This is a genomic window from Halobacillus sp. SY10 (assembly GCF_045401165.1).
Taxonomy (GTDB): Bacteria; Bacillota; Bacilli; order Bacillales; family Halobacillaceae; genus Halobacillus; species Halobacillus aidingensis.
Map to the genome: position 1 here is coordinate 2018166 of NZ_CP174345.1, position 16733 is coordinate 2034898.

Sequence of the window (16733 nt, forward strand, 5' to 3'; positions counted from 1 at the left end):
ATGTCTGATGCTGTAATTAATGAAACGAAGCAACAAATGGAACAAGCCACACAAGCTTTCTCTCGTCAGCTTGCAACGGTCCGCGCGGGTCGTGCGAATCCTTCAATCCTTGATAACGTGTATGTGGATTACTATGGAGCGGCGACTCCACTTAATCAACTAGCACAAGTCTCTGCACCAGAACCACGTCTGCTTGTCATTACACCTTATGACAAGAGTGCAATTGCAGAAATTGAAAAAGCGATCCAGAAAGCGGATCTTGGCTTGTCTCCTTCTAGTGATGGTAATGTTGTACGAATCAACATTCCTGCGCTGACAGAAGAACGTCGTAAGGACCTTGCCAAAGTTGTAGGGAAATATTCAGAAGAAGCGAAGGTACAAATCCGTAACATTCGTCGTGATTCCAACGACCGTCTGAAAAAGCTTGAAAAAGATGGTGAGCTAACGGAAGATGATCTTCGTTCTTATCAGGATGACGTTCAGAAGGTCACAGACCAGCACGTTGAGAAAATCGATCAACTTGCAAAAACAAAAGAAGAGGAAATCATGGAAGTTTGATTCTCCAATTCTATATGCCTTAAGGTGTATCAAGCCGCGCTGTAGATGTTTGGCAGCGCGGCTTTTATTTTAGTTTAGGGAATTAAACATTCATTGTCCTATAAGAAGGCATCCGCTAAGAGAGCACAGACACCCTCGACATTACCCACCTGTCTAGTGGAAGAGAAGAGCTCTTCCCAAGGGCCTTTTAATTATGCGTTCCATGTTGTCTAGTGCGTATCTTGAGCCTTTGTTTTATACACTCACTTTATAGGATATCGGCATTTTTATTGGATTTAGTATATAATAAATAGATGGAACAATTGGACTGGAGGATTGAACATGCCTATCAAGTTTCCATTCAAAAAAGATAAAAAGCAGCCCACTACCGAGCCATTAGGCCTTGAAGAAAACCATATTCCAAAACATGTGGCGATCATTATGGACGGAAATGGACGATGGGCGAAGAATAGAGGAATGCCTCGGATTGCCGGTCATAAAGAGGGCATGGGTGTTGTGAAGAGAATCGTTCGATATGCTTCAGATATCGGTGTGAAGGTTCTTACCCTTTATGCTTTTTCTACGGAAAATTGGAAACGCCCGAAAAATGAGGTAGACTTCCTTATGAAGCTCCCTGTCGATTTTCTAAGTACATATTTGCCTGAACTGATCGAGAGAAATGTCCAAGTCCGGACCATCGGCGATTTTGACGTCCTTCCTGAACATACTCAAAAGGCTGTCAAAGAAGCGATGGAAAAAACGAAGGACAATGATGGGCTGATCCTCAATTTTGCGCTTAACTATGGAAGTCGTTATGAGATGGTGCATGCAGTCAAGCAAATTGCTTCTAAAGTACAAGACGGAGAAGTGGACATATCCGATATCGATGAATCCATGTTCTCTAAGGAATTGTACACGTCAGAGTTGATTGAACCTGATCTGCTTATCCGGACAAGTGGAGAACAAAGGTTGTCAAACTTCTTATTATGGCAGCTGGCCTATGCTGAATTCTGGTTTACAGAAGTTTATTGGCCGGACTTTGATGAAAGTCATTTTGAAAAAGCTCTTTATGACTTCCAAAATCGTAAACGTCGTTTCGGCGGAGTATAAGGTGTGAAAAAGACTTATGAAACAAAGAACAATTACAGCCATCGTTGCAGCACTCATTTTCCTTCCGATCGTCATGTTGGGAGGATGGCCTTTTAAGGCTTTTGTGTATATCATTGCAAGCATCGCCCTACTTGAGCTCGTACGTATGAAAAAGATTGCCCGCTATTCGGTAGCTTCTGGACTCGGCTTGCTTCTCATGTGGGCCCTGATGTTTCCATATGAAGTGTTCGATGAATCCATTACTTCTGGGGACATCATTACAAAATCCGAGATTACATTGCTGGCGGTACTTGTACTTTTGAGTTACACAGTGCTCGTCAAAAACCGTTTCACTTTTGATGATGCTGGATTTCTTTTATTATCAGCGATCTACATTGGAATGGGATTCAATTATCTAATGGAAACACGAGAAGAAGGGCTGGAATATATCTTCTTTGCATTATTTGTCGTGTGGGCGACAGACACAGGCGCCTACTTGTTCGGCCGTGCTTTAGGCAAACACAAGCTTTGGCCGCAAATCAGTCCGAAGAAAACAATTGAGGGTTCAGTCGGAGGAATCATCCTTGCCTGTGTCGTCGCTTTAATTTTCCAGTTGGTTCATCCTCTTGAGCATTCCTTGATTATCGTGTTACTCGTCACTGTACTTGTATCGATTGCAGGTCAGATCGGTGACCTCGTGGAATCTGCATTCAAGCGTCACTATGCAGTCAAAGATTCCGGAAAAATCCTGCCCGGGCACGGGGGTGTGTTGGATCGGTTCGACAGTTTGATCTTCATTTTACCGATCCTGCATTTGATTAACTTTATTTCATAGGAGAGAGGGGCCGTGGAACAATGAAGCAAGTATCATTACTTGGGGCAACGGGTTCGATTGGTATTCAAACCCTTGATGTTCTTCGCTTGCACCCAGATCAATTTTCTTTATATGCCATGGGGTTTGGCAGAAACGTCGAAAAAGCTCTTCCTCTGATCCGAGAGTTCGAACCTTCCATGATCGTCGTTCAAGATGAAGAAACGAAGAGAAAGCTGGAAAAAGAGGTCGCCCATCCACAGATTCTTTGTGGTGGGGAGGGTTTAATTGAGGCAAGTGTAGCCGAACCTGTAGATGTGGTTGTTAATGCAGTCATGGGGAGTATCGGCTTACCTGCTACTTTAAAAGCGATTCAATCAAAGAAACAAATCGCAATTGCGAATAAGGAAACGCTCGTGACGGCTGGCCATCTAGTCATGGAAGAAGCTAAAAAACATGATGTTAACCTCCTCCCTGTAGACAGTGAGCATTCGGCTATTTTTCAGGCTCTGAATGGGGAACAGAGGAGAGACATCAATAAACTCATCATTACTGCATCTGGTGGAAGCTTCCGTGATCAAACAAGGGAAGAATTAGCTGGAGTCACGGTGGATGATGCATTGAACCATCCGAATTGGAAGATGGGAGCGAAAATCACCATTGATTCTGCCTCGATGATGAACAAAGGATTAGAAGTTATTGAGGCGCATTGGCTTTTCGATGTACCTTATGACCAGATTCATGTTATTCTTCATAGAGAAAGTGTCATCCATTCCATGGTTGAATATGTGGATCGTAATGTCATTGCCCAGCTGGGAACGCCGGATATGAAAGTGCCTATACAATACGCATTGACTTACCCTGAACGAAAAGAGCTTCCAATCACGAAAAACTTGAACTTGGAAGAGATCGCTACTTTGAATTTTCAAAAGATGGACATGGATCGTTTTCCTTGTTTAAGGATGGCATTTGAAGCAGGGAGAGCAGGGGGCTCGATGCCGACGGTCTTGAATGCGGCAAACGAAGAAGCTGTCCAGCAGTTCCTAGAAGGCAAAATTTCTTTTCTTGATATTGAAAAATACATCGACCAAGCATTAGAAAACCATGACAGGATTCATAACCCTGACTTGTCTACCATAATTTCTATTGATAAGGAAACGAGGGAAAGAGTTCGTTTCCAAATAAATTAAGAGCTCTGGTTGTTGGAGAAGTTCATGCGACCGTCTAACGATGATGGTTCACTTCCGCTATACACATCCTGTAGAACGATTAGAGCTGAAAAAGGAAGGTGCTTCATTTGACTACAGTGGTTGCATTTATTCTTATGTTCGGACTTTTGGTGTTCGTGCATGAGTGGGGGCATCTCATATTTGCCAAACGATCGGGAATGCTCGCAAGGGAATTTGCGATAGGATTTGGACCTAAGATTTTTGCATTCACTCGAAATGAAACTCTTTATACGATTCGTCTTCTTCCCATTGGCGGCTATGTTCGAGTTGCTGGCGAAGATCCAGAAATCGTTGAATTGAAAGCAGGCCACCATATCGGTCTTGAATTCAATGAAGCTGGAAAAGTAAATAAAATTATCGTAAACAATAAAGACAAGCATCCACATGCGCGAGTCATTGAAGTCGAACGCGCGGACTTAGATCATCGCCTTGTCATTGAAGGTTACGAAATCGATGAAGATGAAAAGCTCTTCTTTGAAGTCGACCCGAAAGCGATGTTCGTCATGGATGAAAAAGAAACACAAATTGCTCCTTACAACCGTCAATTTGCATCAAAATCTGTTCCGCAGCGTGCGATGCAGCTTTTCGCAGGACCAATGATGAACTTCGTCTTAGCGATTGTTTTGTTCATGATTCTTGGCTTCATTCAAGGGGTCCCTTCGAACGAAGCAAAACTCGGAGAGATCCAGGAGAACTCCCCGGCCTCACAGGCTGATCTACAGGCTGGTGATGAAGTCGTTGCTGTGGACGGCGAATCTGTCAGTACATGGGAAGAGTTCACCACCATCATTCGAGCTCATCCTGACGAAGAAGTGACATTGACGATCAATCGTGAGGGTGCCACTCAGCAGTTGAACATCACTCCTGCCGCCGTTGAAAGTAGAGAAACGACCATCGGCCAAGTGGGTGTCGCCCGTGCTTTTGAAGAGTCTTTTGCAAAGAAATTAACGTTCGGGTTTACGCAGACCTATGAGTGGTCAGCATTGATATTAACGAATCTAGGTAAATTAGTGACCGGACAATTTTCATTAGATATGCTTTCAGGGCCTGTCGGAATTTATGATGCCACAGACCAGGTCGTCCGCACAGGATTCACGAATTTCGTCATGTGGACATCCATCTTGAGTATCAACCTTGGAATTGTAAACTTGCTGCCTCTCCCTGCTTTAGATGGAGGACGTCTCTTATTCGTAGGGCTTGAAGGGCTCAGAGGGAAACCGATCGATCCTCAAAAAGAAGGGATCGTTCACTTCATCGGATTCGCTTTACTTATGTTATTGATGCTCGTCGTCACATGGAACGATATCCAACGTTTATTCTTGTGATTTTTTATAGCTGGAAGTCCTGAGGTGATCGGTGATTCCTAGGCTTCTGGCTTCTTTTTATTAACGTCAAATAAAGAAGTGGAATCTTTGAGACTAGTGATTTCCTCCTTTAATAAACTTCAATTAAATAGAACTGAGGTGCATGTTATGAGACAAAGTCATATGTTAATACCTACCCTTAAAGAAAACCCTGCTGATGCTGAAATCAAGAGCCATCAGCTCCTCGTTCGTGCTGGTTACATACGCCAGATTGCATCAGGCATCTACAGCTTCCTGCCGATCGGCCGCCGAGTATTAAGCAAGGTTGAGAATATTGTTCGGGAAGAGATGGAGAAAATCGGGGCTCATGAAATGGCGATGCCTGCCCTTGAGCCTTCAGAACTTTGGAAGGAAACGGGACGTTGGACCACGTTCGGTTCCGAGCTGATGCGCTTGAACGACCGACACAATCGGGAGTTTGCCCTTGGTGCCACCCATGAGGAAGTCATCACAAGCCTCGTGCGTCATGAAGTGAAAAGTTATAAGCAACTTCCTTTGACGGTTTTCCAAATTCAAAATAAATTCCGTGATGAAGCCCGTCCTCGTTTCGGTCTTCTACGTGGAAGAGAGTTTTTGATGAAGGATGCCTACTCTTTCAATGAATCCTACGAAAGCCTTGATGAAACCTATGACAAAATGTTCGAAGCCTACTCGAATGTATTCAGACGCTGCGGGTTGAACTTCCGTGCTGTCATCGCAGACTCCGGAGCCATGGGCGGGAAAGATACCCATGAGTTCATGGTATTATCTGAAGTAGGCGAGGATGTCATTGCCTATTCAGATACTTCTCGCTATGCGGCGAATATTGAAATGGCTCCGGTCGTGGCGGCGTATGAAAAGTCTACAGCGACTCCTCAAACGATGGAAAAAGTAGAAACACCAGGTCAAAAGACGATGAAGGATGTTGCTGAATTCCTGGGTCATGATTTACAGGAAGGCATCAAGTCGATCCTTTTCCAAGTAGATGAGAGATTTGTTCTTGCGCTTACCCGAGGAGATCATGAAGTAAATGATGTTAAATTGAAAAATCTTTATGATGCGGATATAGTTGAACTTGCTTCTGAAGAAGATACTAAACGACTGCTTGGTTCAGGGTTCGGTTCTCTTGGACCGATTGGAGTAACTGAAGAAGTGGAAGTTGTCGCTGATCATGCTGTACAAGCCATGGTGAACGTATCTTGTGGAGCGAATGAAGAGGGCTATCATTTTAAGAATGCAACACCAGAAAGAGACTTTGCTGTCAAAACGTATGCCGATTTACGGTTTATCGAAGAAGGAGATCCATCACCGGATGGAGAGGGCATCATTAAGTTTGCCAGGGGCATTGAAGTGGGACATGTCTTCAAGCTGGGTGAATTTTATTCTGAACGGATGAATGCGACCTTCCTTAATGATCAAGGAAAAGCGAAGACGATGATCATGGGCTCGTACGGTATTGGTGTATCCCGTACACTTGCAGCAATCGTAGAACAATACCACGATGAAAGAGGGATCACGTGGCCGAAGAATATTGCCCCATATCAAGTCCATTTGCTTTCATTGAATCCTAAAAAAGAAGAACAGAAAGAATTGGCAGATCAATTATATGACACACTGCTTGATGCAGGGATCGAAGTCTTATATGATGATCGTAAAGAACGTGCCGGCGTAAAATTTGCCGACAGCGACCTTTTCGGTGTACCTGTAAGGATCACGGTAGGAAAGCGTGCCGGTGAAGGCGTTGTTGAAGTGAAGGAACGCGCAACTGGCGATCAAAATGAATTAGAGACTAGTGAAGTCTTAGAATATATTAAGAACTGGTACAAAGCCTAATACTTCTTTGGAAAACTATACCCTTGCTAAAGGAAAGAGCAAGGGTTTTTCCATGTCAGGTGTTGGGTTAGGAAAGAGGAGGAATTCCGTTTGAGTGTCAGCAATAAAGAAAAAATGCACTATTTGCTGGAGCAGATCCAGTTCCCGCATGATCTAATAGAGCCTCACTTTAAAGACAGCAGCATGCAGAAGCTGGTGGTCTATCGCGAACAAAAATTGTGGCATTTTCACTTTCTTATGCCAAAACCGCTGCCCCCTTCTGTTTATGATTTATTTACAAGTAAACTTGTAGCGACTTTCCGTTCGATTGCTGATGTGACCTGGACGATCGAGACATCTGAAAAAGAACTTTCAGTTAATGATGTGCTTGAATACTGGCAGAGCTTCATCAAAACATTAACGAACCTAACACCAAGCTATAAAGATTTATTGATGGAGCAGCAGCCTGAGGTGAACGGGAATAAGGTTATGTTAACTTGCAGGAACTTAGCCGAAAGTCATGCCATACAGAAAAAGTTAGAAGAACCTTTGAAAAGTTTTTGTCTCAAATGCGGCCTTCCTTCGTTCATGCTTTCAACACGAGTGAAAGAAGAAACGGAACAAATTAAACGTTTCCAGGAAGAACGTCAAAAAGAGGATAAAATACTTGTCCAGCAAGCGGTGAAAGAACAAGAAGAGAGAGCCAAAGATAAAGACGACTCCAAACCAAAAGGGCCGCTTGAGATTGGTTACAAGATTCAAGATGACATCATCCCAATGGAGGAAATCCAGGAAGAAGAGAAGAAGATTGCTGTCCAGGGATATATTTTCGATGTCGAAATCAAAGAACTTCGCTCCGGACGTCATTTATTACTCTTAAAAGTGACGGATTATACGGATTCCTTTTCGATCAAAATGTTCTCACGCGGAGACGATCATGCTGAACTGTTCAAGCACGTGAAAGAGGGCATGTGGATCAAAGCGCGTGGTGGCATCCAGACAGATAATTTCACGAACGAATTAACGATGATGGCCAATGACATCAATGAAGTGAAACCGAAATTGCGAGAAGATAAAGCGCCTGAAGGGGAGAAGAGGATTGAATTGCATGCCCATACCACGATGAGTGCGATGGATGCGCCTGTTTCCCCGTCACGTCTGATCAAACAAGCAGCAGATTGGGGACACGAAGCTATTGCCATCACAGACCATGCGGTCGTTCAAGCCTATCCGGATGCCCATGCCGCAGGCCAGAAAAATGGTGTGAAAATCATTTATGGTGTGGAAGCCAACTTGGTGGATGATGGAGTCCCCATTGCTTACGAGGAACAGGACAGGGAGCTTGAGGACGCCGTCTACGTGGTTTTTGACGTGGAGACGACCGGTCTTTCTGCAGTGTACGATAAAATCATCGAACTAGCGGCCGTCAAAGTGCAGGGTGGGGAAATCATCGATCGATTTGAATCCTTCGCCAACCCCCATCAACCGTTGTCCCAAACAACAATCGACCTTACAGGAATCACGGATGACATGGTAAAGGATGCCCCGGAAATCGAACAGGTCCTCAAGGACTTCCACGAATGGACGGGAGAAGACATCCTCGTTGCTCACAACGCCAGTTTCGATATGGGCTTTTTAAATGCCGGTTATCAAAACATCGGCCTGGAAAAGTCTACGAATCCAGTCATCGATACGTTAGAGCTTGCTCGTTTCCTAGTGCCTGAATTAAAGAACCACCGTTTAAATACGCTTTGTAAGAAATTCGATATTGAGTTGACCCAGCACCACCGGGCGATTTATGACGCAGAAGCAACGGGTTATTTATTATGGAAACTCGTGAAGCGAGCCATGGAAAAAGAGATTACGAACCATAAAAATTTGAATGATTATATGGGTGAGGGAAAAGCGTACCAACGTTCCAGACCTTCTCATTGTACGCTGCTTGCCACAAACAGCACAGGATTAAAAAACATTTACCGTCTCGTATCAGAAGCGCATGTGAATTATTTCTACCGTGTTCCACGCGTCCCACGCTCCCTTTTGGCCAAAAACCGGGAGGGAATCCTCGTAGGTTCCGGGTGTGACAAAGGGGAAGTTTTTGAAACGATGATGCAGAAATCCGAGGAAGAGGCAGAGAAGGTGGCTGAATTTTATGATTACATCGAAATTCAACCACCAGGAAACTATTATCACCTGCTGGAAAAAGATCTTGTCCAGACGGAAGCGCAAATCCTCGATATTTTGAAAAGGCTTGTCGCTATGGCGGATCGAATGGGTAAAACAATTGTTGCTACTGGTAACACTCACTACGTAGAGCCTCATGAAAAGCAGTATCGGCAGATTCTCATTTCGTCCCAAAACGGGAACCCGCTTAACAGGCAGACACTGCCGGAGGTTCACTTTAAAACAACGAATGAAATGATCGATGAGCTTGATTTCTTAGGAAAAGAAAAAGCCACAGAGTTAGTCGTAACAAACACCCATAAAATAGCCGAGCAGGTCGGTGAAGTTTCACCCGTTAAAGATGACTTGTACACGCCTAATATTGAAGGGGCAGACCAGGAAATCCGTGAAATGTCCTACAATAAAGCACGAAGCATTTATGGAGAGCCTATCCCTGATTTGATCGTTAAACGTTTGGAAAAAGAGCTAGATAGTATCATCGGAAATGGATTTGCAGTAATCTATCTCATTTCACAAAAACTTGTAACCAAGTCTTTAGAAGATGGGTACCTTGTTGGATCACGTGGTTCTGTCGGTTCATCCTTTGTTGCCACGATGACGGATATTACAGAGGTGAATCCTCTTCCGCCGCATTACGTGTGTCCGTCTTGTCAATATAATGAATTTTTCACAGACGGATCGGTCGGAAGCGGATTTGACCTCGAAGAAAAAGATTGCCCGGAATGTGGCACTTCTTTAACAAAAGACGGGCAGGACATTCCATTTGAAACGTTCCTAGGCTTTAAAGGGGATAAGGTCCCGGATATCGACTTGAACTTCTCAGGGGAATATCAGCCCCATGCGCACAACTATACGAAAGAGTTATTCGGTGAAGATAGTGTGTTCCGTGCCGGGACGATCGGTACGATAGCGGAGAAAACCGCTTATGGCTATGTGAAGGGTTACGCCGGAGATCATCAGCTGCTTTATAAAAATGCTGAAATCGATCGTCTTGTTCATGGTTGTACAGGTGTGAAAAGGACAAGCGGACAACACCCAGGGGGGATCATCGTTGTCCCTGATGATATGGAGATTTATGATTTTTCTCCTATCCAATTTCCAGCAGATGATACGAAATCAGAGTGGAAGACCACTCACTTTGACTTCCACTCCATTCACGATAATCTTTTGAAACTGGATATACTTGGACACGATGACCCGACCGTCATTCGTATGCTGCAGGACCTCAGTGGAATCGATCAGAAGGAAATCCCGGTTGATGATCCTGAAGTGATGAAGATTTTCAGCGGTCCTGAAGCGCTCGGAGTGACGGCGGATCAAATTATGTGTAAAACAGGGACCCTCGGCGTACCTGAGTTTGGTACACGCTTTGTAAGGCAGATGCTTGAAGATACAAAGCCGAAAACATTTGCAGAACTCGTCATCATTTCCGGCCTATCACATGGAACGGACGTATGGCTTGGAAATGCCGAACAGCTGATAAATGATGGTATCTGTACTCTTCCAGAAGTCATTGGCTGCCGTGACGATATCATGGTGTATCTCATGCATAAAGGTCTCGATCCTTCCCTTGCCTTTAAGATTATGGAATTCGTTCGTAAAGGCCGAGGCCTTCAAGATGAGTGGATCGAAGAAATGAAAAAACACGGCGTGCCGGACTGGTACATTGATTCTTGTAAGAAGATCAAATACATGTTCCCGAAAGCACACGCCGCCGCCTATGTATTGATGGCGGTAAGAATTGCGTATTTCAAAGTCCACTATCCGATTTATTTCTATGCTGCCTATTTCACGGTGAGAGCGAGTGATTTTGAACTGGAAACGATGATGAAAGGTTCCGAAGCTATTCGTAAGCGCATGAAAGAGATTCAGGAAAAAGGCTTCGATGCCACTCCAAAAGAAAAAAGTTTGATGACCGTCCTCGAACTATCCCTTGAAATGTGCGAAAGAGGATATGGATTTAAGAACGTGGATCTATACCGTTCCAGTGCGACAGACTTTCTCGTTGAAGGGAATGAGTTGATTCCTCCATTCAACGCAGTCGATGGTTTAGGAACAAACGCAGCTATCAATATCGTTAATGCAAGAAAAGAAGGCGAATTCCTATCCAAGCAGGACTTGAGAGAACGCAGCCGTATTTCCAAAACGGTACTTGAATACCTGGATAACTTCGGATGCTTAGAGGGAATGCCGGATGAAAACCAACTGTCCCTTTTCTAATTTCTCAGCTCAACGACAGCTAAAACTGCCGATTCACTGTTAAAGTATATGGCAGGATTCTTGAAGACTTAGTTTCGAGGTTTTTTGAGTGGATGGGGCGCCGGGGAATGACTCGCTTTCCGCGGGAGCGCGGTGAGCCTCCTCAGGCTGACGCCTTGCGGGGTCTCACCAAGCACTCTTCTCCCGCAGGAGTCTCGCCATTCCCCTCTGCCCCTTTGTTATGGAAGATTCTCGAAACTACTTCTGGAAAAATCAGCTTGTATGATTGAGGGAAGTGGATAATATGACGGTCTCCACAGCGGGCACTCAAAACGTAAAAGCTTGCTACAGAGCGTTTTATGCTTGTTTATAAGGGGAGAGTGGGAACACTCCCTCTCGGTATAAGAGTACGGTTCTCCGTTACATGGTATGGGGTGGATGGGAAGCTGCGAGACTCCCGTGGGAGAAGGAGATAGGCGAGATCCCGCAGGACGCAGTCCGAGGAAGCTCGGCGCTCCCCCACAGGAAAGCGAGTAGGTTCCCATCCACCCTTGACTCCTATTATGGCTAACGAATCCTGGAAATATCTCAAACCTGAGTCTTCCCAATCGGAAGAATTCATGAAACAACTACATTTGAGAGGCGGAGGGAAGCTGTTGATTTCTTCCTTTGTTGCATAGAATACGCATCTATGATATATTTTTTATGGTGAGAAGAGTGATACGAACGACGAAAGAGTGGGGCAACCCACTCTTTCGTCATATTCCAGCCTCTTGCTTGTGGAGAAACTTCGATGCATGAGGGGTTTTTAGTACCCGCGAGACGAACCGCTATGATCTATGTCATAGCGGTTTCTCATGGTACTTGCAATTCTGGCCCCTGTTACTTAAATGAAATGAGCGAATACATCCCATAATAATAAATACTAACCATTACATTGTGTTCGAAGGAGGGAAGAGCATGAGCAATCATGTTACATCCGTTGCAGAACGTCTTGTCCAGCCGATCCTTGAGGAGATGAACCTCGAACTTGTGGATATCGAGTACAAGAAAGAAGGTCAGAACTGGTACCTTCGCGTCTTTATCGATAAAGAAGGCGGTGTGGACATAGAAGAATGCGGACAAGTATCTGAACAGCTGAGTGAAAAATTAGATGAAGAAGATCCCATTGAAATTGCGTATTTCCTGGAAGTTGCATCACCTGGGGCGGAACGTCCTCTAAAGACAGAAGCAGACTTTGAAAAGTTTGTCGGTGAATATGTGTACATGAAACTCTACGAACCGATTGATGGGGAGAAGGAGTTCGAAGGGACACTGAAGTCCTTTGAAAATTCCGTGGCAACCGTAGAGATTCGTATTAAGACACGTAAGAAACAACTGGAAGTACCATACCAAAAAATAGCTAAAGCCAATTTAGCTGTCACATTTAATTAAGGGGGAGAAAACTGTTGAGTAGTGAACTATTTGATGCCATGAATTATTTAGAGAAGGAAAAAGGCATCGACAAAAATCTTTTATTGGAAGCACTTGAAGCAGCATTGATTTCTGCTTATAAGAAAAACTTCAATTCCGCGACGAACGTACGCGTGGATATTAATGAAGAAGAAAGTGCCATGAAAGTCCTTGCGCGAAAAGAAATCGTAGAAGAAGTCATGGATCCGCAGCAGGAGATTTCTTTAGAAGAAGCGAAAGACATCGATCCGAACTATGGGGTTGAAGATGTCATCGAGGTGGAAGTAACACCTATGGACTTCGGCCGTATCGCAGCCCAAGCGGCTAAGCAAGTCGTTACGCAGCGTGTCCGTGAAGCAGAGCGAGGCATCATTTACGGTGAGTATGTCGATCGTGAAGAGGATGTCATGACAGGGATCATCCAAAGAAAAGATCCTCGCTTCGTCTATGTGAATCTAGGTAAAATTGAAGCACGTCTTCCAGAAGGAGAGCAGATGCCGACAGAGACCTATGAAGTTCACGATCGCCTCAAAGTATTTGTGACAAAGGTGGAAAACAGCAACAAAGGTCCACACATCTATGTTTCCCGTACACACCCGGGTCTCTTGAAGCGTTTGTTTGAGATGGAAGTACCTGAGATCTATGACGGTACTGTCGAAGTCATGTCTGTAGCCCGGGAAGCAGGGGACCGTTCGAAAATCTCGGTTTACGCAGAAGATCAAGAAATCGATCCGGTCGGCTCTTGTGTAGGTCAAAGAGGCCAGCGTGTACAAGCCATTGTTAATGAACTGAAGGGTGAAAAAATCGACATTGTTCAATGGTCAGAGGATCCCGTTGAATATGTTTCGAATGCCTTAAGCCCTTCAAAGGTCGTGGAAGTGCTTGTAGATGAAGAGGATAAGGCGACAACAGTGATCGTTCCTGATTATCAACTGTCCCTTGCGATCGGTAAACGCGGTCAAAACGCTCGTCTTGCGGCTAAGTTGACAGGCTGGAAGATTGACATTAAGAGTGAAAGTGAAGCACGTGAACAAGGTCTTCTTTCTACAGAAGAAACCGATATAGAAGATGAAGACGTTTTTGACGAAGAATTGTCTGAAGATTAAGGAGGGGGAGAACGATGACCCGTTCCAAAAAACAACCATTAAGAAAATGTGTCGTCACACAGGATATGGTTCCTAAACAGCAATTGATCCGTGTTGTACGCAATAAAGAGGGAGAGGTTTTTGTGGACGACACAGGAAAAAAGAATGGGCGTGGAGCCTATCTCATGAAAGACCTTCAAGTCATTGAACAGGCTGAAAAGCAGCAGGTGCTGAACCGTCACCTTAAAACGAAGGTGGATGACAGCATTTATGAGGAATTGAGAGCAAAAGTAAAGGCTGACCCATCATGAAGGGCAGCTACTTGAACCTGTTGGGTCTGGCTTTAAGAGCCGGCAAGTGTACGCTCGGTGAAGAATCGATCGTACGAGACATCCAAAAGCGAAAAGCTAAGCTCGTTCTCATTGCCAATGATACAGGGAAACAAACAAAGAAGAAGCTGACAGATAAATGCAGTTTCTATGAAATACCTTGCTATGAAGTCGATGATCGAGAGACATTATCACAGGCTATCGGAAAGGCAGGGAGAGTCGCGATCGCAGTTCTTGACCAAGGATTTGCGAAAAAGTTGCAATCGCTACTCGATGAATCTATTCGGGGGTGAAGATTTTATGAGTAAAATGCGCGTATATGAATATGCAAAGAAAAATGAACTATCTAGTAAACAAGTCATTCAAAAACTGCAAAATCTGAATATCGAAGTGAACAACCATATGTCCACTTTGGAGGAGGATGCAGCGAAGAAGCTGGATCAAGCATTTGGAAAAGGGCAAGCATCCAAAGGTCAAAACCAGAATAAATCGAAGTCTCAAAAACCGAACAACAACAAAAAACCAGCCAACAAAAAGCAAAGAAACAACAACCAGAAGAACCAAAAGCCTTCCCAGCAGCAAGCACCTAAAAAGTCTAAAAAGCAGACACCTGAAAAGATCACTTATTCAGGCAGCCTGACGGTTGGTGAGCTTGCAGAAAAGCTAAACAAGGATTCTTCAGAAATCATCAAAAAGCTTATGTTCCTAGGCACAATGGCTACCATCAACCAGGAACTGGATGCAGATTCGATCGAATTGATTTGTGAAGAGTTCGGAGTAGAAGTAGAAGAAGAGGTCATTGTTGACGAGACAGACATTGAGAACCTGACGTTCGATGACGCACCGGAAGATTTGAAGGACCGTCCTGCTGTCGTTACCATCATGGGACACGTAGACCACGGAAAAACGACGCTTCTTGACCAGATCCGTAACACGAAGGTGACAGAAGGCGAAGCGGGTGGAATTACTCAGCATATTGGTGCATACCAAATTGAAGATAAAGGCAAGAAAATCACTTTCCTTGATACGCCTGGTCACGCTGCATTCACTAGCATGCGTTCCCGTGGTGCTCAAGTAACAGACATCGCCATTCTTGTCGTTGCTGCTGACGATGGTGTAATGCCGCAGACGAAAGAAGCAATCAGTCACGCGAAAGCTGCAGAAGTACCAATTATTGTTGCGGTCAATAAGATGGATAAAGAAGGCGCGAACCCTGACCGTGTTATGCAGGAGCTTATGGAGTATGAGCTGATTGCTGAAGACTTTGGTGGAGAAACGATCTTTGTCAAAATGTCAGCGGTCAATGGTGAAGGAATCGACGATCTTGTTGAAATGATCGGCCTTGTATCTGAGATGGAAGAATTGAAAGCAAACCCTGAACGTGCTGCTTATGGTACGGTTATTGAAGCTGAGTTGGATAAAGGACGTGGTCCTGTTGCTACATTGCTGGTCCAGAACGGTACTTTGAATGTCAGTGATGCCATTGTAGTAGGAAATACTTGGGGACGTGTACGTGCCATGGTGAACGATATTGGTCGTCGCGTACAAGTTGCCGGGCCATCTACACCAGTGGAAATTACCGGATTGAACAATGTTCCGCAGGCAGGCGATCGTTTCTTAGTCTTTGATGACGAGAAGAAAGCGCGCTCTGTCGGTGAAGCTCGTGCTCAAAAACAATTGGAAGAAAACCGCGGCTCTACAGCAAAAGTGAGCCTTGACGACTTGTTTGATCAAATTAAACAAGGCGAAGTCAAAGAAATTAACCTGATTGTTAAAGGGGACGTGCAGGGATCTGTAGAAGCTCTTGCCGGATCTCTTGAGAAGATTGAAGTGGAAGGTGTGAAAGTTAAAATCATTCACACAGGTGTCGGGGCCATTACAGAATCTGACATTACACTCGCTTCTGCTTCCAATGCCATCGTGATTGGTTTTAACGTCCGTCCAGACGGGAATGCTAGAAAAGCAGCTGAAGCGGAAGATGTAGAAATCCGCCTTCATAACATCATTTACAAGGTGATGGAAGAGATCGAAGCAGCTATGAAAGGGATGCTCGATCCAGAATATGAAGAGAAGATCATCGGTCAGGTGGAAGTGCGTGAAATCTTCAAAGTATCTAAGATTGGTACGATTGCTGGATCTTTCGTTACGGATGGTAAAATCGGCAGAAATTCCGGTATCCGTGTCATCCGCGATGGTGTCGTCATTTACGAAGGTGAAATCGATGCACTAAAACGTTATAAAGATGATGCAAAAGAAGTTCAAAAAGGATACGAATGTGGAATTACTATCAAGAACTTCAACGACATTAAAGTGGGCGACATCATTGAACCATTTGAAATGCAGGAAATCGAGCGTAAATGATTGTAAGCGCAGAAGTGGATGGTATCATTTATGATGCGCAATCACTGAAAAACAAGCGTGCAGTTTTGAAACGCATCATGACAAGGCTCAGAAACGAATTCAACATAGCTGTAAGTGAACTTGAATATCAAGACTTGTGGCAAAGAACTCGGATCGGTCTCGTCACGATCGCTAGTGATAAAGTGATTGCGGAACAAACGATGCAGCAAGCTTTGGCTTTCATCGATTCATTTCCTGAATTTGAACGGACAGAAACCCACCAGGAATGGCTATGATGTCTGGTTAGAAGAGGTGAATAAAAC

Annotated in this window: 13 protein-coding genes; all 13 read left to right on the forward strand. The window is 44.4% G+C overall.

Annotated features, from left to right (window positions below):
- The 13 genes from frr to ACJA3J_RS10400 all read left to right on the forward strand — a co-directional run bounded on the left by frr (position 1) and on the right by ACJA3J_RS10400 (position 16706).
- Entirely contained in the window at positions 1 to 558 is a 558-nt protein-coding gene (frr, locus tag ACJA3J_RS10340) for a ribosome recycling factor (RefSeq protein ID WP_089652385.1), read from the forward strand.
- A gap of 321 nt (positions 559 to 879) precedes the next feature.
- A complete protein-coding gene (locus ACJA3J_RS10345; protein ID WP_089652384.1) occupies positions 880 to 1647 on the forward strand; it encodes an isoprenyl transferase in 768 nt (255 codons plus the stop codon).
- 16 nt (positions 1648 to 1663) lie between these two features.
- A complete protein-coding gene (locus tag ACJA3J_RS10350; RefSeq protein WP_089652383.1) occupies positions 1664 to 2461 on the forward strand; it encodes a phosphatidate cytidylyltransferase in 798 nt (265 codons plus the stop codon).
- Positions 2462 to 2481: 20 nt separating this feature from the next.
- Complete coding sequence (dxr, locus tag ACJA3J_RS10355) at positions 2482 to 3627, forward strand: 1-deoxy-D-xylulose-5-phosphate reductoisomerase (RefSeq protein WP_406946201.1); 1146 nt, start codon at positions 2482 to 2484, stop codon at positions 3625 to 3627.
- 107 nt (positions 3628 to 3734) lie between these two features.
- Positions 3735 to 4991 (forward strand): RIP metalloprotease RseP, encoded by a 1257-nt coding sequence (gene rseP / locus ACJA3J_RS10360; protein ID WP_089652381.1) that lies wholly within the window; start codon positions 3735 to 3737, stop codon positions 4989 to 4991.
- A gap of 147 nt (positions 4992 to 5138) precedes the next feature.
- Positions 5139 to 6842, forward strand: a complete 1704-nt coding sequence (locus tag ACJA3J_RS10365) for a proline--tRNA ligase (RefSeq protein ID WP_089652380.1) — start codon at positions 5139 to 5141, stop codon at positions 6840 to 6842.
- Between the two features lie 90 nt (positions 6843 to 6932).
- A complete protein-coding gene (locus ACJA3J_RS10370; protein ID WP_089652379.1) occupies positions 6933 to 11225 on the forward strand; it encodes a PolC-type DNA polymerase III in 4293 nt (1430 codons plus the stop codon).
- A 939-nt stretch (positions 11226 to 12164) separates the two neighbouring features.
- Positions 12165 to 12638, forward strand: coding sequence for a ribosome maturation factor RimP (gene rimP / locus ACJA3J_RS10375; RefSeq protein WP_089652378.1), 474 nt, complete (start codon positions 12165 to 12167; stop codon positions 12636 to 12638).
- Positions 12639 to 12652: 14 nt separating this feature from the next.
- Positions 12653 to 13762 (forward strand): transcription termination factor NusA, encoded by a 1110-nt coding sequence (nusA, locus tag ACJA3J_RS10380; RefSeq protein ID WP_089652377.1) that lies wholly within the window; start codon positions 12653 to 12655, stop codon positions 13760 to 13762.
- Positions 13763 to 13776: 14 nt separating this feature from the next.
- Positions 13777 to 14052, forward strand: coding sequence for an RNase P modulator RnpM (gene rnpM / locus ACJA3J_RS10385; protein WP_089652376.1), 276 nt, complete (start codon positions 13777 to 13779; stop codon positions 14050 to 14052).
- Complete coding sequence (locus ACJA3J_RS10390; protein WP_089652375.1) at positions 14049 to 14363, forward strand: YlxQ family RNA-binding protein; 315 nt, start codon at positions 14049 to 14051, stop codon at positions 14361 to 14363. The genes rnpM and ACJA3J_RS10390 overlap by 4 nt, the downstream gene beginning before the upstream one ends.
- 7 nt (positions 14364 to 14370) lie before the next feature.
- The gene (gene infB, locus ACJA3J_RS10395; RefSeq protein WP_089652374.1) at positions 14371 to 16431 is read left to right on the forward strand and encodes a translation initiation factor IF-2; all 2061 of its coding nucleotides are present in this window, start codon (positions 14371 to 14373) and stop codon (positions 16429 to 16431) included.
- Positions 16428 to 16706, forward strand: a complete 279-nt coding sequence (locus ACJA3J_RS10400) for a DUF503 domain-containing protein (RefSeq protein ID WP_089652373.1) — start codon at positions 16428 to 16430, stop codon at positions 16704 to 16706. Before infB ends, ACJA3J_RS10400 begins: the two co-directional genes overlap by 4 nt.
- Positions 16707 to 16733 lie beyond the last annotated feature (27 nt).